The organism is Moraxella cuniculi DSM 21768 (genome assembly GCF_900156515.1).
In the GTDB taxonomy this organism is placed as follows: Bacteria; Pseudomonadota; Gammaproteobacteria; order Pseudomonadales; family Moraxellaceae; genus Moraxella; species Moraxella cuniculi.
The window spans coordinates 18941-37295 of sequence record NZ_FTNU01000008.1; the positions used below are offsets into that span (position 1 = coordinate 18941).

Below are 18355 nucleotides of genomic sequence, written 5' to 3' on the forward strand. Positions count from 1 at the left end.
CTGACAAGCTGCCCATCAGCTCATCAGGCAAAGAGGGTTAAAAAATCCGATTCAGACCATTGAGTGCAGCAACACGATAAGCCTCCGCCATTGTCGGATAGTTAAAGGTTGTATTGACAAAATACTCAAGCGTATGACCGCATTTCATGACAGCCTGTCCGATATGGATAATCTCAGAGGCGTGATTGCCATAACAATGAATGCCGAGAATTTCCAGCGTTTCACGGTGAAATAGTATCTTTAAGACACCAGAGCGTTCACCGATGATTTGTGAGCGTGCCAAGTGCTTAAAGAATGCTTGACCGACTTCATAGGGGATTTGTTCGGCGGTCAGCTCAGCTTCGGTCTTGCCAATGCTAGAAATTTCAGGAATGGTGTAGATGCCTGTTGGAACGCTGTTAATAAATTCAGCGTCTTCATCACCCACCATAAAGGCGGCGGCATTGCGTCCTTGATCATAAGCAGCTGATGCCAAAGACGGCCAGCCGATCACATCACCAACGGCATAAATGTGCGGCACGCTGGTGCGGTAGCTATGATCAACCTCCAGCTGACCACGGCTGTTGGTAGCCAAACCAATGGCTTCTAGATTCAGGCTGTCTGTGTTGCCTGTGCGACCATTGCACCATAAAATTGCATCCGATTTGATTTTTTTGCCACTTTTTAGGTGCAAAATGACACAATCATCGTGCGTTTCTAGGCGTTCAATTTCCTCGTTGTTGCGAATGCGTACACCGAATTGGCGAAAATCGTGGCTCAGTGCGTCCGAGATTTCTTCGTCCAAATAGCTAAGCAGTTGTTCTTTATTATTAATCAAATCAACAACATAGCCTAAGCCTGTAAAAATCGAGGCATATTCGCAACCGATGACTCCAGCACCGTAGATGATGATTTTGCGTGCAACATAATCCATTTGCAAAATCTTATCGGAGTCAAATACACGAGGATGATTAAAGTCCAAAATATCAGGGCGATAAGGGCGTGAACCAACAGCAATAACCGCTTGGTTGAAGGTGATGGTTTTGGTGGGTTCTTGATCGTTGGTGCAAATTTCCAATGTATGCTCATCAATGAACTTGCCCCAGCCACGAATGATATGAATCTGGTTGCGTTCATAGAATAGCTTGTGCGTATTTACCTGATGACGGATAACTTCTCTAGCTCTGCTTAATACTTTGCTTAATGGAACTTGATAGCCATCTTTGGTTTGCTGAAACAAGGGATCGCGGCGAAAGTTAATGATATTAAATACCGATTGACGCAGTGCTTTGCTTGGGATAGTTCCTACATGGGTAGAGTTGCCACCAACCTGATCGCGGGGATCGATGACAGCGACCCGTTGTCCTGATTTGGCAAGTTTCATTGCAGCAGCTTCGCCTGCTGGACCTGCACCCAGCACAATAGCATCGTACTCATAGTTATGCTTGGTGCGATTTTGCTGATGGCGAGCCAAACCGATGCGATGACCGTCAAGCGGGCTGATGAGGTTTGGGTGCGTATGATCGTGGTCAATATGCTCAAAAGTCTGTAGCACGGTTTCTTTGGTATTGCTGGCAGCTTTGGTGGCTGTGGCTTTTTGTTTTTTTGGCATGATATTTCCTTTTGTTGTTGCCAAGTGCATAAGTTTGGATTGGCATTTCTTATGGTTTTGTTTTTGATAACAAAATCCATCGCTAGACGCCGATGCGTCTTTTTAGCCCCGTGATTTGTAAAATGCGTGTGGCAATTTCTTCAACTGACATTTCCGAGACATTTAAGTTTGGGATTTTTTGGCTGCTATAAATTGCCTGAATGGCTCGCTGCTCCTCTTGACACTGAGCAAGGCTGGCATAACGACTGCCTGCTCGGCGTTCCTGACGAATGCGTACCAACCGTTCGGTATCAATGGTCAGCCCGAATAGCTTGTTGTGATAAGGCTTTAAGGCAGCTGGCAGCTGGCTGGTGTCAAGGTCTTCTTCGGTCAAGGGATAATTGGCAGCACGAATGCCATATTGTAGTGCCAAGTACAATGAGGTTGGGGTTTTGCCCGAGCGAGACAATCCAATCAAGATAATATCAGCACCGTCATAATGTGTCGTGCGAGCACCATCATCATTATCTAGGGCAAAATGCACCGCATCAATACGAGCCTTATAGTCGTCAGAATCGACATGGCTGTGTGCCATGCCAGCATGAGGGTTGGGTTCGTGGTTGATTTCGGTGGCGATACGATTGATTAAGCCTTCGTAAATATCCAAATTATAAGCATTGGCAGAATTGATGATTTCACGAATTTCATCACTGACAATGGTGTCAAATACCAAGGGGCGTAATTTGCTTGTCTCAAAGGCACGGTTGATCCGCTCTACGGCTTGTTTGGCAAGCTCAATGGTATCAACATAGGGAATTACCTGAATGTCAAACTCAACATCGCTAAACTGACTGAGCAATGACTTGCCTAAAGTTTCAGCGGTAATTGCAGTACCATCTGAAATAAAAAACGCACTGCGAATGGCAGGTGGGGGCGGTGTGGGTGTGTGGACATACATGTCGTGTTCTTTTTGCTTAATGTTGGGAAAATTTTCATAATCTACTTCATTATAGCACAGTTGCTAATAAGTTTGTTTGTTGCCACTGGATTTTTTGATATTTTTGTATTTTATGGCTATATTTTTATTTTGAATAAATTGATAAATTGATTGAGTATTGGCAAATTTGTCGCTATAATCACCGCAAGAATATCAAATTAGGCAACAATTTTGACCTTGTTTGGGTGAATTGATTTTATAGATTTTTTGCAATGCTTGGTTTTGCCTTAAGCTTGTTGCAAGGCGAGAAAATCGTGATGGTTTAACAGCTTGCCACAAAGGATTCTCTTGCAATTTGTAAATAATCTATTTAAAAAATCAATTTTTGCGAATAAATTCACAAGCCAAAGGTCTGATTGATTGTACATTTTATGGGAGTAAGATATGAGCAAGCAAGTCATTGCTTTTAGTCAGCTTGGCAAAGATGATGTGGAGATTGTTGGTGGCAAAAACGCATCATTGGGCGAGATGATTAGTCATTTGGGTGCGTTGGGCGTAAATGTGCCAAATGGTTTTGCAACAACAGCGGCGGCGTTTAACCGCTTTTTGAGCGAGACGGGTTTGCTTGAAAAAATCAACAATGAGCTGGCAACTTTAAATGTTGATGATGTTGAGCAGCTTGCCCAGACAGGGGCGAAGGTGCGTCGCTGGGTGATTGAGCAGCCACTACCAAAGGATTTGGAAGATGAGATTCGCGAGGCGTTTGCCGAATTGTCTGCTGGCGAAGACATTGCCGTGGCGGTGCGATCGTCAGCAACGGCGGAGGATTTGCCTGATGCGTCATTTGCAGGGCAGCAAGAGACATTTTTGAATATTCGTGGCATTGATAATGTGTTGATTGCCATCAAGGAAGTCTTTGCCAGCCTATATAATGACCGTGCAATCGCTTATCGTGTTCATAAGGGTTTTGAGCATGCTGGCGTGGCATTGTCGGCAGGCGTGCAGCGTATGGTGCGTTCAGAGACTGGCACAAGCGGCGTGATGTTTACCATTGACACTGAGTCTGGCTTTGATGAAGTGGTGTTTATCACCGCCAGCTATGGATTGGGTGAGATGGTGGTACAAGGTGCGGTAAACCCTGATGAATTTTATCTGTCAAAAGTGCTGCTGGAGCAAAATCGCCCAGCGGTTGTACGCCGTAATTTGGGTGCCAAGCAAGTCAAAATGATCTATGGCGATGAAGGCAATACCAAAAAATCCACCAAAATTGTCGAAGTGGACAAGGCGGAACGCTTGCAGTTTGCCCTAAGTAGTGATGAATTAACCAAACTTGGCAAGCAGGCGATGATTATCGAAAAGCACTATGGCTGTCCGATGGATATCGAATGGGCAAAAGATGGCGACAGTGGTGAGATTTTCATTGTGCAAGCACGCCCAGAGACGGTCAAATCTCGCCAAGATAAAAGCTACATGGAGCGTTATGCCATCAACTCAAAAGGAGCAAAAGTGCTGACAGAAGGCCGCTCAATCGGTCAGCGTGTCGGCAGCGGTACGGTGCGTATTGTCAGCGATCTTAGCCAGATGAGTAAAGTGCAAGCGGGCGATGTGCTGGTATCGGATATGACAGATCCTGATTGGGAACCTGTGATGAAGCGAGCATCAGCCATCATCACCAACCGTGGCGGTCGCACTTGCCATGCAGCCATCATCGCCCGAGAGCTTGGCGTGCCTGCGATTGTCGGTTCAGGCAACGCCACCGAAGTGCTGCTTGATGGTCAAGAGGTTACAGTGTCATGTGCCGAGGGCGATACTGGCTTTGTTTATGAAGGTTTGCTAAACTATGAAGTCCATCGCAACTCCATCAGCAGCATGCCTGAGCTTGACTTTAAGGTGATGATGAATGTTGGTAATCCTGATCGTGCTTTTGATTTTGCCCAAACGCCAAATCAAGGCGTGGGATTGGCTCGCTTGGAATTTATCATCAGCAACATGATTGGCATTCACCCAAAAGCTCTGCTGAATATTGACAGCCTGCCACAAGAAACCGTGCAGGCGATAAACGAAAAAATCGCAGGATATAATTCTCCTGTGGAGTTTTATATCAATAAATTGATTGAAGGCATTGCAACGCTTGCGGTGGCGTTTCGTGATAAGCCTGTGATTGTGCGTATGAGTGATTTTAAGTCCAATGAATACGCCAATCTCATCGGTGGCAAGCTGTATGAGCCAAGCGAGGAAAACCCAATGCTTGGTTTCCGTGGAGCGTCTCGCTATGTGTCAGAGAATTTCCGTGATTGCTTTGAGCTTGAATGCCGTGCCTTAAAATATGTGCGTGATGATATGGGACTTAGTAATGTCAAGATTATGATTCCATTTGTGCGTACTACTGATGAAGCAAAGCAAGTTATTGAATTGCTTGAAAAAAATGGCTTAAAGCGTGGCGAAAATTCACTTGAAGTTATCATGATGTGTGAATTGCCAACCAATGCGTTGCTTGCCGATGAATTTTTGCAATATTTTGACGGCTTCTCTATCGGCTCAAATGACTTGACGCAATTAACACTTGGGCTTGATCGTGATAGTGGTATCGTTTCTCGCTTGTTTGATGAGCGAGACCCAGCGGTCAAAAAGTTACTTGCAATGGCTATTCATGCCTGCCGTAAGGCAAATAAATATGTCGGCATCTGTGGTCAAGGGCCATCTGACCACCCAGATTTGGCGTATTGGTTGATGGAGCAGGGCATTAACTCGGTATCCCTAAACCCCGATACTGTGCTAAAAACTTGGTTCTTTTTGGCTGACAAAAACAATCAGTCCAAATAATAAAATCAGCTCTTAAGATTTTACTTAAGGGCTGTGGCTTTTATTCTTTGATGGTTATTTTGTCCATCATGTTATTTATGATTATTGACAATCTTTAGCTGTTTTTATCATGACCGCCGCGACCACAGTTGCCAATTTTTTTAAGAAAATCTTAACAGAACTATACCAAAATATCTACCAGTTGCTTGGTGGTTCACTTGACGATCAGACCCTAAGTTTGGCAAATATTGGGCTGTCTGTATTGCGTACCAGTATCAAAATTGTCATCTTGCTTGTGCTGATTGGCTTTATATATTGGCTGTTGGTGTATGTGGTGAAGACGCTGCGTAAGTTGTTTGGCTTGTCGCACCGTTATGCACGCATTGCCCGAGCAATTTTGCGTTATTTGTGGTTTATGACCAGCTTGCTTGCATTTATGTCGCAGATTGGTTTGCAGGCTGATACGGTCAAAGCCACAGCAAAGGCGGCGACTTGGGCAGGGTTTTATTATGCTCTATGGGCAGCCAGTGGGCAGATGGTAAGCCGTGTGTTAAAGCATTATGAGCTAAATGCCTCTATTGAGCAGCTGCTCAAAAATTTGCTGTTGGTGCTGATTTTGGCATTGGCATTTGCAACCGTGATGGCAAAATTTGGCTTTGATGTCATCTCTATCGTGGCAGGTTTGGGTATTGCAGGTTTGGCGGTGGGCTGGGCATCGCAAAGCACGCTGGCAAACTTCATTGCAGGCATTGTGATTTTGGTTGAGCAGTCGTTTCAGGTCGGTGATTGGATTCGCTTGGGTGATAAAGAAGGGCGAGTGGTCAAAATTTCACTGCGTGCCACCCAAATTCTTGACCGTGATAATATCATTATCATCATACCAAATTCCTCAGTTGCCTCATCGGAGGTGGTGAATCTTACTTCCAAAAAAATGATTCGCTTTGAGGTAACAACTCGTATTGGCTTGCACGCTGACATTACCACAGCACGCAGTGCCATCATCAAAACCTTGCAAAAAGATGAGGTTGTGTTAAAGCACCCAGCACCGCTGGCAACAGTTGCCGAAATTGGCGAATCTGGCATTCGTTTGGTGGTGCGTTTTTGGGTAGCTCCACTGTCGGTTGCACGCATTCCTGTGATTAAAGAAAACATCAATGAAAAAATCAAGCGCGCCTTGGACGAGGCAGGTGTTGAAGTGCCATTTCCTCATATGAAATTACTGCTAGACAATCCCAAGCTGGGTAGTGAGCAGTAGCGAAGTTTTGGCAATCATTTGGGCGTATAACAAATTTATGCCGAACTAAGCAAATGACAGAGTGTGAGAAAATCTGACAGTTTTGTGCTATAATATTTGGTTTAAATAAAAATTTTGGAATTTTATGAGCCTAGCAATCCCTGCATATTTTGCCAATTTAACCCAATTTTGTGCTGATGATTTTTATATCATCATCACTTGTGCAGACGGATTGGAGGCAGCGTTATGTATCGAGCTTGAAAGTTTTGAGCTTGCACCACAAATCTTGCGTGCAGGGCGTGTGCTGGTGCGTATTGATTTGACAAAGCTTTATCACATCTGTCTGTATAGCCGCGTGGCAAGCCGTGTCTTGCTACCACTGGGCGAGTATCATTTTAAACAAAAAATAACTGATAATACAGAAGTGCCTGATGAAGACATTCCGCAGGCATTGTACCAATTTGCAAGAAGAATTGACTGGACGGCATTGTTTGGGCTGGAGCATCGATTTGCGGTGCGTCTAAGTACCGATAAGCGATTGACAGTTAATCAGCAATTTGCCACCTTGCGTATCAAAGATGCCATCGCTGACACTTTTAACCATGCGTTTGCTGCACGCCCTGATGTTGATGCCAAATCGCCTGATTTTCAGATTTTTGCAACCGCCAATCAAAAAGTTGCCGAGCTTTTTTTGGATTTGTCAGGAACCAGCTTGCACCGTCGTGGCTATCGAGTGGCAAATACCGCAGCCCCTTTAAAAGAAAATTTGGCAGCGGCACTATTGTATGAGTGCAACTGGCATACTGGAGAGTTTGATGCCATCATTGATCCAATGTGCGGCTCTGGGACTTTTATCAGTGAAGCATTGCTCATGCGTGCAGGCTATCCTGTGGGGATTGACAAGGCAAGTCGTGAGTTTGGTTTTTATGCTTGGCAGCACCACAATGAATCGCTGTGGTTGGATATGGTGGCAGCGGCAAATGATGATTTTCATGCACGCCTTGCCAAGCTACAACAACAAAACTTAACAATCGTTGCCTTGGATGCCGATGCTCAAGCAATCCGAGCCTGTCATAAGAATTTATTGGCGGCAGGCTTGGGCTGTCTATTGCCGAGCATTACCTTGCAGCAACAAGCATTGCACCATCTGCCGCGTACTTTGGCCGCCCTGCCTGAGCTTGCAGCCAAAAATCCTTTGATTATCACCAATCCGCCTTATGGAGAGCGACTTGGTGAGCTGGATTTTATCAAGCCTTTGTATCAGGGTTTGGGTTTGATCAGTGCAGAGGCGTTGCGACAAGCAGGGGTGCAACAGGCATATATGGCGGTATTGGCAAGTCAGGTTGAGCAAGCCGATACTTTGCCGATACTAAGCCCACATACTTTGCGTTGCCATAATGGTGCTTTGACGGTGTATTTTCGCCATGGCGAGTTGAATTTGGCAAAACTGCCGAGTCTGATTGGCGATTGGCAAAAACAACATATTGTCCATGAAGAGGCACAAGAATTTGTCAATAGATTACAAAAAAATTTATCAAATCTAAAAAATAAAGCCAATAAATATGCAGTGAGCAACTTGCGGGTTTATGATGCTGATTTGCCGAATTTTAATGTTGCCATTGATGTTTATGGCGACAAAATCCATGTGCAAGAATACGCACCGCCCAAGCAAATTCCTGCCGATGTTGCCAAGATGCGATTTAATCTGGTGCTACAGATGGTGCGAGAGGTTTTTGGCGTGTCTCGTGAGACGATTTTTATCAAAACCCGAGCCAAGCAATCAGGCAATGAGCAATACACCAAAACTGAGCATGGCAAGCGTCGTAAGTTGTGGCTGGCACGAGAAGATGGTGCGTATTTTTATGTGAATTTTACCGATTATCTGGATACGGGCTTGTTTATTGACCATCGCACCATGCGTGGGCTTGTCAAATCGGCCAGTCGTGGTAAGCGAGTGCTGAATTTATTTGCTTATACTTGTTCGGCAAGCGTCCATGCGGCACTGGCTGGAGCAAAGCAAGTAACCAGCGTTGATTTGTCTGCCAATTATTTGGACTGGGGTAAGCAGAATTTTGCCTTAAATGGCTTGTTGCTTGATGCCATTATCGAAGATAAGGGCGAATATCTGCCGAAATATCAGTTCATCGCTGCCGATGTGTTTGAGTGGATTAAGCACAATACCGAGCAGTTTGAGGTGATTTTTATTGACCCGCCAACTTTTTCCAATTCCAAGAAGTTTAAGGGTACTTTTGATGTGCAGCGAGATCATGCAGCCCTTATCAATCGTGCGATGAATCGCTTGAGTGCTGATGGCGTGTTGTATTTTAGCAATAATTTCAGCAAGTTTGAGCTTGATGAGGCATTGATGGCTCGCTATGAAATTGTGCAGATTACCCACAAGACCATTGGTTTTGATTTTAATAGCAAAAAACCAATTCATCAAAGCTATGAAATCCGCCACAAAAATGCCCCAGTGCGTGATTTTGTTGATGAAAGGGTGCTTGATAAAACCACACGCCAAGAGTTGATGACTTATCAAGACAGCAAGCAGCAAGACAGTAAACAAAGGCAGGGTGCTAAGCGGTTGCCACAAGTGAAGGAATCTAGGTCAAAAAATCGCCCAACTTATCCACGCCAAGCCAATAAAACACAAAGTAAGCAGCAGCCCAGCCAATCTGGTACGAAGCGAGTGTATATCAACCCTAAGGCGGCAGACGGTGCGAATTTGGCAAAAAAATTAAATGATAAATTAAATATAGATACACAAAACCTAAGCGAAAAACGCTACAGTATCAAAGCAAAGACAAATACAACGGATAAACAGTCATGAATCAATTTCAAACCGATGACGAGCAACAAGAACTGACTGAGGTGCTTTTGGATCGTGATGACACCACCCATACAATCGATGATGAGCAGGCAGACGATGATCGCCATGACTTTGATGATGGCATCCAATCAACTCGCTTTAAAAAATTACAAAAAAAGCTACGCAAAGAAGTGTCGTGGGCGATTCGCGATTTTAAGATGATTGAAGATGGCGATGTGGTGATGGTCTGCATCTCTGGTGGCAAAGACAGCTTTACTTTGCTGGATATCTTGCTATTTTTAAAGAAAATTGCACCGATTCAATTTGAGGTGGTTGCGGTTAATCTTGACCAAAAGCAGCCCGGCTTTCCTGAAGAAGTGCTGCCACGCTATCTGTCAGAGCAGGGTATTCCTTACTACATTCTTGAAAAAGACACTTATAGCATCGTAAAATCTGTCGTACCAGAAGGCAAGACCTATTGTTCGGCGTGTTCTCGTCTGCGTCGTGGCTCGTTATACGGTTTTGCCAAGCAAATCGGTGCAACCAAAGTGGCACTTGGGCATCATCGTGATGATATTTTGGCAACTTTTTTCTTGAACTTGTTCCATGGTGGCAGCCTAAAAGCCATGCCGCCAAAATTATTAAGCGATGATAAGCAAAATGTCTTGATTCGACCTTTGGCGTATGTTGCCGAAAAAGACATTATTAAATACGCCAATTACAAAAAATTCCCCATCATTCCTTGCAACCTGTGCGGCTCACAAGAAAACTTGCAACGAGCAATGATTAATGAGATGTTGCGAGAGTGGGATAATGCTCACCCAAAGCGACTTGCCAGTATGTTTAAGGCACTGCAAAATGTCGCTCCAAGCCAATTGGCTGATCGCAATTTGTTTGATTTTGAGAATCTGACGCTTGCTCGAGATGATAATGAGCGACTGTTTGAAGGTGAAAAAATTCAAGCAGGGTTGACAGAAGAGCTTGACAAGATGGGCTTGCCGATTAATCCTTTGGTGCAAAATTTTAATCCAAAGTTTACTGACACACCCAAGCAGGCAGACGATACGCAGGATTCGGACAAACCGTATAAAATCCCTGTGATTAATCCATTGATTTAGGCGTATCACCAAAATCCCACCAACAAAAAACCTAGCACGATGCTAGGTTTTTGGTTTTGGACTTATAGCACTTGGCGAATTTTTTCCAAAGCTTCATCAATTTCGGCTTTGCTGATGATAAGAGGTGGGGCAAAGCGAATAACGGTATCATGAGTTTCTTTGCACAACAGCCCCAATTCCTTGAGCTTTTCGCAATAAGGGCGTGCCGATGTGTTAAGTTCCATGCCGATAAACAGTCCACGACCACGCACCTGTTTGATGATGGGATTGTCAATTTTTTGTAATTGAGCCAAAAAATACGCACCCAGTTCGGCAGAATTCTCAACCAAATTTTCATCAAGCAAAACATCAAGGGCAGTCATTGAGACGGCACACGCCATAGGGTTGCCACCAAAGGTTGAGCCGTGCGAACCTGGTTCAAACACTCCCAAAATATCATCATCTGCCAGCACGCAAGAGATGGGGAACACGCCACCGCCCAATGCCTTGCCCAGAATGTACATATCAGGCACAACTCCTTCATGCTCGCAGGCGAATAGCTTACCTGTGCGACCCAGACCTGCTTGAATTTCGTCAGCAATAAATAATACATTGTGCTGTTTGCAGACATCAAACGCTTTTTTCATGTAGCCTGCTGGCGGGATATTAATACCTGCCTCGCCCTGAATCGGCTCAATCAAAAATGCAGCGGTGTTTGGCGTGATTGCTGCTTGCAGGGCTTCAATATCACCATAAGGCACAAGTTTGATACCGCCAAGCATTGGGCCAAAACCACGCTTATAATCAGGGTCTGATGACAGCGATACCGCACCCATCGTACGGCCATGAAAATTGCCGATGCAGGCAATGATTTCGGCTTGATTGTCCGCCACGCCTTTGACATCATAAGCCCAGCGTCGTGCAGTTTTGATGGCGGTTTCGACCGCTTCAGCACCTGTATTCATCGGCAATACTCGGCTTTTGCCTGCCAGTTTGCAGATTTTTTCACTCCATGGGGCAAGTTGGTCGTTATGAAATGCACGGCTGGTCAGCGTAACCTTGTCCGCTTGTGCCTTGAGTGTGTCAATGATGCGTGGGTGGCAATGACCCTGATTGACCGCCGAATACGCACTGAGCATATCCATATAGCGTTTGCCTTCTGGATCTTCTACCCAGATTCCAGCGGCTTTGCTGATGACGATAGGCAGTGGCAAATAGTTTTTTGTGCCATAACGATCGTTTTGTACGATGAGCTGTTCGGTTTTAGTAGTCATAAACACTCCTTAAAGTTAAACTCCAAAATGATGAATCTTGACACTGGTTATAATTGTCAGTTAAGGTTAATAATGATTAATGATTTATAAATTTTTAATAAACCATTGCAACGCCATATCATAACCAATATCACCAAGCCCACAAATCACCCCAACCGCCTTGTCCGAAAAATAAGAATGGCTGCGAAAAGGCTCTCTGGCATGAACATTGGATAAATGCACTTCGATAAAAGGCTTGTTTAGTGCTGATAGGGCATCACGAATGGCGATGGAGCTGTGGGTGAAGGCGGCAGGGTTGATGATGATGCCATCAACAGGGCGTGCTGCCAAAAGACCAATCTCGCCAATAAAATCAACAATCGCTCCTTCGTGATTTGACTGAAAAGCAATCAGTTCAATGGCGTGTTGTGCTGCTTGTGCCTGCAATCGCTGCTCGATGTCATGCAGGGTGGTTGTGCCGTACAGATGTGGTTCTCGTTTGCCGAGCAAATGCAGATTAGCACCATTAATCAAAGCAAGTTTTTTTGAGGTGGCAATAGACATAAACTTGATCCAAAACCAAAAATTCATTGTAGCGAATTTGCCAAGTTTTGGCAAATATTTGTTGTGGATTTTGTTAATTTTCTGTGGCTTGGGTGTAATCTCGCCATTAGCGACAGGCTATTAACTGATAATTAACATTGGCTAATTGTATGGAATGTATAGCAATTTTTTTGGTATTTTATAAAAAAATATTGGGTATTTGTAATTTTTCCTATGTAAGTATTTGTAATTATCAGAAATAATGGTAAGATAATCGTGCAAGATATCTGTAAGATTGGTGGATTTTGTTTTTGCCAATTATCGAGATTAATTTGTCGAGGCAGATATCAGGTTGTGTAATTTTTTAAGGAAATCACCATGTCAAAAGAACAAGGTACAGTAAAATGGTTTAACGATGCCAAGGGCTTCGGTTTTATTCAGCGTGCTACAGGTGAAGATGTATTTGTGCATTTTCGTGCGATTGTCGGTGAGGGTTATCGCTCACTAAAAGAAGGTCAGGCGGTGGAGTTTATCGTCAGCGAAGGCGAAAAAGGCCTGCAAGCTGAAGAAGTCAGCAAACTATAATGCCAAAAACAGCAGTTTTTACTGCTGTTTTTTTTTGTGCCAAAGTCTTTTCTGGGCATGGTTTTGTAAACTTGTCAAATTATTTGCTCATATCAAGGCTTTGCAGTCTGGCATAATAGCCATTTTTTGCCAGCAGTTGTTGATGCGAACCTTCCTCAATGATTTTGCCTTCGTCCATCACAATAATACGATCGGCTTGTTCAATGGTGCTAAGGCGATGGGCAACGATGATACTGGTGCGACCAGCCATCAGCCGTTCGAGTGCTTGTTGCACCAGTTTTTCTGATTCATTGTCCAAAGCACTGGTTGCCTCATCAAGCAGTAAGATGGGTGCGTCTTTTAAAATGGCTCTGGCGATAGAAACACGCTGACGCTGACCACCTGATAGCTGGCTGCCATTGGCACCGATTGGTTGGTGTAGTCCCAAGGGGTGCTGTTCAATAAGCGTGGATAGATTGGCGGCGTGTAGGGCTTGTCTGACTTGCTCTTCGCTTGCCTGCGGGGAGGAATAACGCACATTTTCAAACAAAGTGTCATCAAACAAAAAAGTGTCTTGAGAAACAAGGGCAAATTGTGTGCGTAAATTGCCAATCTCAATGTCATTAATATCCACGCCATCGATGGTGATTTTGCCCGCAGTTGGTTGCACAAAGCGTGGCAGCAGATTGACAGCGGTGGTTTTGCCAGAGCCTGAGCGACCAACCAAAGCGATTTTTTCGCCTGCTTGAATGCTTAGGTTAAAATTATCCAGTGCTTTTTTGGATTCGCTGGCATATTGCACATCGATATTTTCAAAGTGCAAATTGCCAACCACTTGGTTTAGGCGAATTGTGCCACGATTTTCTTCGTTTTTCTCGTCCAAAAATTGACACACAGAATCAGCAGCCAAAAACATCGTCTGCATTGGAATGCTGATATTGGCAAGGTTTTTAATAGGACCAAACATTTGCATCATCGCCACGATAAATGCCATAAACTCACCGATGGTGGTTAATCCTTGTTGGCTTTGCCACAGGGCGATAAAAATCACCACCGCAAGGGCTGATGAGCCAATGATTTCACTGACAGGAGAGCGAGTGGCACTGGCTTGGGTGATTTTTTTACTCAAGCGAACAATGGTGTCATTGACTTGACCGAAGCGTTTGGCGGCTTGAGCCTGACCGCCAAATAACTTCACCACACGATGCCCTTGGTGTGTCTCATTGACGGTATTGTTCAGAGAGCCGATGGATAATTGTGCATTATTAATAATATCTTTTAGTTTATCTCTATAATATCGAGACAACCAAGACAGTATCGGAAACATAATCAGCACAATCAGAGTCAGCTGCCAGTTAAGATAAAACAGCACAAAAGTCAGCCCAAGAACAATTAAAGTATCACGGGTCAGGACAATAAAAACTTCGCTGCCGTTATTGATTGAGCTGTCTGCCATCTGCACCATGTTCATTAGCACATGACCTGAAGAGGTGTTTTGATAGTAGCTTGAGGGCAAATCAAGCATTTTGTCAAACATATCACGGCGTAGATGACTGATGGCAACAATGGATACCCAGCTCATCATGTACTGACTAATAAAACGGCAAATGCCACGAAAAATCACCAAGCCCATAAAAAACAACGGTACAATCCATACTTTGTTCTCGGTACCCCAAATGGCGTGCTGCATGACATCTTTGTAATATTTTAAAGTTGCAGCAATGCCATCAAAAGCAGGCAGGGGAGTTTCGCGAGTGTCAGGTATGGCAAAGCCCTGATTGACCAACGGTGCGATAAATGCTGCCAGATAGCTTTCGGTAAAGGCGACGCCAATGATTGCCAGCAGGGCAAGAAAAATGCGTGCTTTGTATGGTTTGACATAGCCCATCAGCCGCATAAAACTTTCGGCATCTTTTTTGCTGAACAAACCAAAGGTGAGCTTATGAATCATAACAAATAATTGCTGACTAAAAAGTTGGGAAGGTTACTGCCAAGCAGCTTTAATCCATTCACTTGGGAGTACATGACGATACCACTTACCACCACCGCCTGTGATGGCATCGGGCGGATTAATCTCACCATGAAAAACAATGATTTTTGCACCACTGGGTTTTTTTGGCGGGATAAAATATGCCAATGGAATTTTTTGCAAGCAGTGATATTTAAAGCTGACACACCACGAACTGTCCCAATACTCCAGATGGTGATGCTCTCTGAGATAATTGGACAAAAATGCCTGCTCATGGCGAACTTCTTGGCGTATTTTTTCAAAATTTTGTTCAAAATATGTTAATAATTTTGGATAGGTATTTTGACCAATTTTAAAGCGATATACTGAGCTGTTACCAACCATACGCCATGGTTTTTTCCAATCACGGATAATCACCACGCTGTCCTCATGCTTGGCATTATAAGTAAAAAAACAATCAATATTATCTACAATAACAATATCAATATCCAAAAACAATGCCGTGCCTTTTAGATCGTATAACTCAGGCTTAAAGGTGGTGAGTTTTTTCCAGCCACGCTCGGGTAGATTGGCAGGCAGGTTAAGCTCAGGGATAGGATAGCACTTGATATCTGGGTTGATGCCTGTGGTGTCGTCGGTCAGGCAAACCATCTGAAAATCAAGCGTTAGATGGCGTTTGACCATGTTATACAGGCGATTGACATATTCGGCAGGGTATTTGCTACCCCATTTCATGCAGATGACATAGCGGTTATCTTGATTCATGGGAAATATCCTGTGTACTGTGATAATGTTTGGCTATTTTTTGTAGTTCATCATCACTTAGTTGATAGATATTATTAATATTTGGCACATATTTAAATCTGCGATAACCCCACATATAATGTGCTTTATGCTCATTTATCATGGCTTGCATTGTTAGGTTTAGTGCAGAGGTGGCAATGGTGGCATCTGGGTGATACAGATTAGCGTCGTCCAATTGATAACAAAAAATATCAAAGCCTTGATTGTCATCTCGGCGAATGCAAGCAAGCCCTACTAATGCACAAGCTGTCTTATTGGCAAGTTTTGGGGTAAGTGTGCTAGAGAGGGTGGGAATATTAAAAAATGGTACCACCACACCCCCTGAAGGGTCTGGCACATGGTCTGGCAAAATGATGCTAAATCCACCAGATTTTAAGGTCTTAAAAATCGCCTTCACTCCTGTGGCATCAGTAGGCACAAGCGTGGCGTTGAGTCGTTGCCGACCTTGTAGTACAAAATCATTGCTAATTTTGCCTTTGATGGGCTTGTACATGATGGTTGGCGAGCCGAATTGATTGAGCCATGCGTTCATCATCTCCCATGTGCCAAGATGTGGCACAATGGCAAGCATACCATTGGGATTGGTAAGGGCATTGGTTAGAATATCTTGATTGTGAATTGTATGAATTTGCTTAATTGACCAATCAGGTGGCATTGCCCATGATTTGACCGATTCAACGCTGGTTAGGCATTGGTTAAGCACGGTTTGTCGGTGCAGTTGTCGCCGTTCTTGTGCATTTAATTCTGGATAGGCAAGTTGCAGATTGCGATGCACTGAGCGATTGATGCTTAGTGAAGGCATGAGCAATATCAACCAAGCAACCATACGAGCCATTATCCGCAGTAGGGATAATGGCAGATGGCTAAATAGCTGATAGGGATTATTCATGATAATCAGTTGCTGTCTTTGCTTTTTTCACGAACACGCAGACCCAGTTCACGCAATTGCTTGGCGTCGACTTCGGCAGGTGCGTCTGTCAAAGGGCATTCGGCAGTCTTGGTTTTTGGGAAAGCGATGACATCACGGATGGAGCTTGCACCAACCATGAGCATAATCAAGCGGTCAAGACCCAGTGCCAAGCCACCATGTGGTGGTGCACCATATTTTAGGGCGTTAAGCAAGAAACTGAATTTTTCGTTGGCTTCTTCTTCGCCAATGCCCAGAGCCTCAAAAACTGCCGTTTGCATCTCAAGTGTGTTGATACGCAGACTGCCACCACCAATTTCTGTGCCGTTTAGCACCATGTCATAAGCGATGGATAGGGCGGTTTCTGGGCTGTTTTTCATTTCTTCAACCGTGCCTTTTGGACGGGTAAATGGGTGGTGTACAGAAGTCCATTTGCCATCATCGGTTTCTTCAAACATTGGGAAATCAACCACCCATAGCGGTGCCCATTGGCAGGTAAGTAGGTTTAGATCCAAGCCAATTTTGACACGCAACGCTCCCATGGCATCATTGACAACTTTGGCTTTGTCAGCACCGAAGAATATCAAATCGCCATTTTGGGCATTGGTGCGGCGAATCAGCTCAACCAATACCTCATCGGTCATGTTTTTGATGATGGGTGATTGCAGCCCTGATTCTTTATCAACGCCATTGTTGATATTGCTGATGTCATTGACCTTAATGTATGCCAAACCTTTGGCACCATAGATGCCGACAAATTTGGTATAGTCATCAATTTGCTTACGGCTGATGTCAGCACCATTTGGAATACGCAGAGCAACAACACGACCTTTTGGATCGTTGGCAGGGCCTGAGAATACCTTAAATTCCACTGACTGCATGATATCGGCGACATCAATCAGCTTAAGTGGGATACGCAAATCGGGCTTATCGGAGGCATAATCACGCATTGCATCAGCATAAGTCATGCGTGGGAAAGTGTCAAATTCTACACCCAGCATGGTTTTGAAGAGTTCTTTGGCAAGCCCTTCGGAGATGTTCATAATCTCTTCATCGTCCAAAAATGAGGTTTCGATATCCACTTGGGTAAACTCAGGCTGACGGTCAGCACGCAAATCCTCATCACGGAAGCATTTGGCAATTTGATAATAACGATCAAAACCTGCAACCATTAGCAGTTGTTTAAATAGCTGTGGTGATTGTGGTAGGGCATAAAACTCACCGTTAGATACACGGCTTGGCACCAGATAATCACGAGCACCCTCTGGCGTGGCACGGGTCAAGATTGGCGTCTCAACATCCAAAAACCCTTGCTCGTCCAAATAACGGCGAATCGCCGAAGTGGCTTTGGCACGGAACATCATACGCTCTTGCATTTCTGGGCGACGCATATCCAAGAAGCGGTATTTTAGGCGTAGCTCTTCAGATACGGTAATGGTGTCATCATTTAGTGGAAATGGCGGTGTTTCTGCCTTGGCAAGGGTTTGGATTTCTTTGGCAAGCAGTTCAACATTGCCGCTTTTCATGTTTTTGTTTTCGGTGCCTTGATAGCGTGCACGGACACGACCAGTGATTTGTAGCACATATTCAGAGCGAGCAGCATCGGCGGTTGCAAAGGCCTCTGGCGTATCAGGGTCAATAACGACCTGCAACAAGCCTTCGCGATCACGCATATCCAAAAAAATCACCCCGCCGTGATCACGACGACGATGCACCCATCCAACAACAGTGATGGTTTGGTCAATCAGCTCTTCGGTTACAAGACCGCAATAAATGCTACGCATATACAGTTTACCTTAAATTATTAATTATGTGAAATAACAAAAGCCACACAAGCAACCTGCAAGTGAGTTTTTATAAGCAATA

At 44.3% G+C, this 18355-nt stretch carries 13 protein-coding genes; 5 read left to right on the forward strand and 8 right to left on the reverse strand.

Annotated elements, in window-relative coordinates; genetic code table 11:
* Window positions 1-37 precede the first annotated feature (37 nt).
* Window positions 38-1591 carry a Si-specific NAD(P)(+) transhydrogenase gene (gene sthA, locus BW928_RS05790; protein ID WP_078310458.1) on the reverse strand — a complete coding sequence of 518 codons (1554 nt, stop codon included), beginning with the start codon at window positions 1589-1591 and terminating at the stop codon, window positions 38-40.
* An 82-nt stretch (window positions 1592-1673) separates the two neighbouring features.
* The gene (gene ppsR, locus BW928_RS05795) at window positions 1674-2528 is read right to left on the reverse strand and encodes a posphoenolpyruvate synthetase regulatory kinase/phosphorylase PpsR (RefSeq protein ID WP_076555297.1); all 855 of its coding nucleotides are present in this window, start codon (window positions 2526-2528) and stop codon (window positions 1674-1676) included.
* 423 nt (window positions 2529-2951) lie between these two features.
* Here ppsR and ppsA point away from each other — a divergent pair, with 423 nt between their 5' ends.
* The 4 genes from ppsA to ttcA all read left to right on the forward strand — a co-directional run bounded on the left by ppsA (window position 2952) and on the right by ttcA (window position 10470).
* Window positions 2952-5330, forward strand: coding sequence for a phosphoenolpyruvate synthase (gene ppsA, locus BW928_RS05800; RefSeq protein WP_076555298.1), 2379 nt, complete (start codon window positions 2952-2954; stop codon window positions 5328-5330).
* Window positions 5331-5439: 109 nt separating this feature from the next.
* Window positions 5440-6564 carry a mechanosensitive ion channel family protein gene (locus BW928_RS05805; protein ID WP_076555299.1) on the forward strand — a complete coding sequence of 375 codons (1125 nt, stop codon included), beginning with the start codon at window positions 5440-5442 and terminating at the stop codon, window positions 6562-6564.
* Window positions 6565-6688: 124 nt separating this feature from the next.
* Window positions 6689-9373: a bifunctional 23S rRNA (guanine(2069)-N(7))-methyltransferase RlmK/23S rRNA (guanine(2445)-N(2))-methyltransferase RlmL gene (gene rlmKL / locus BW928_RS05810; RefSeq protein WP_078310455.1), complete on the forward strand. Its 2685-nt coding sequence runs from the start codon at window positions 6689-6691 to the stop codon at window positions 9371-9373.
* Window positions 9370-10470 carry a tRNA 2-thiocytidine(32) synthetase TtcA gene (gene ttcA / locus BW928_RS05815; RefSeq protein WP_076555300.1) on the forward strand — a complete coding sequence of 367 codons (1101 nt, stop codon included), beginning with the start codon at window positions 9370-9372 and terminating at the stop codon, window positions 10468-10470. The genes rlmKL and ttcA overlap by 4 nt, the downstream gene beginning before the upstream one ends.
* Window positions 10471-10532: 62 nt before the next feature.
* Here ttcA and BW928_RS05820 read toward each other — a convergent pair whose 3' ends face one another.
* Both BW928_RS05820 and aroQ read right to left on the reverse strand, forming a co-directional pair.
* Window positions 10533-11723 carry an ornithine--oxo-acid transaminase gene (locus BW928_RS05820; RefSeq protein ID WP_076555301.1) on the reverse strand — a complete coding sequence of 397 codons (1191 nt, stop codon included), beginning with the start codon at window positions 11721-11723 and terminating at the stop codon, window positions 10533-10535.
* Window positions 11724-11807: 84 nt separating this feature from the next.
* Entirely contained in the window at window positions 11808-12266 is a 459-nt protein-coding gene (gene aroQ, locus BW928_RS05825) for a type II 3-dehydroquinate dehydratase (protein ID WP_076555357.1), read from the reverse strand.
* Between the two features lie 357 nt (window positions 12267-12623).
* Between aroQ and BW928_RS05830 the strand changes: the two genes are divergently transcribed.
* Window positions 12624-12830: a cold-shock protein gene (locus tag BW928_RS05830; protein ID WP_076555302.1), complete on the forward strand. Its 207-nt coding sequence runs from the start codon at window positions 12624-12626 to the stop codon at window positions 12828-12830.
* A 79-nt stretch (window positions 12831-12909) separates the two neighbouring features.
* Here BW928_RS05830 and msbA read toward each other — a convergent pair whose 3' ends face one another.
* From msbA to aspS, 4 genes are read right to left on the reverse strand one after another with little or no spacing between them, the layout of a single operon-like run.
* Window positions 12910-14760, reverse strand: a complete 1851-nt coding sequence (gene msbA, locus BW928_RS05835) for a lipid A export permease/ATP-binding protein MsbA (protein WP_076555303.1) — start codon at window positions 14758-14760, stop codon at window positions 12910-12912.
* 33 nt (window positions 14761-14793) lie between these two features.
* Entirely contained in the window at window positions 14794-15543 is a 750-nt protein-coding gene (locus BW928_RS05840; protein ID WP_076555304.1) for a glycosyltransferase, read from the reverse strand.
* The gene (locus tag BW928_RS05845; protein WP_076555305.1) at window positions 15530-16471 is read right to left on the reverse strand and encodes a lysophospholipid acyltransferase family protein; all 942 of its coding nucleotides are present in this window, start codon (window positions 16469-16471) and stop codon (window positions 15530-15532) included. Before BW928_RS05845 ends, BW928_RS05840 begins: the two co-directional genes overlap by 14 nt.
* Window positions 16472-16476: 5 nt before the next feature.
* Complete coding sequence (aspS, locus tag BW928_RS05850; protein WP_076555306.1) at window positions 16477-18273, reverse strand: aspartate--tRNA ligase; 1797 nt, start codon at window positions 18271-18273, stop codon at window positions 16477-16479.
* Window positions 18274-18355 lie beyond the last annotated feature (82 nt).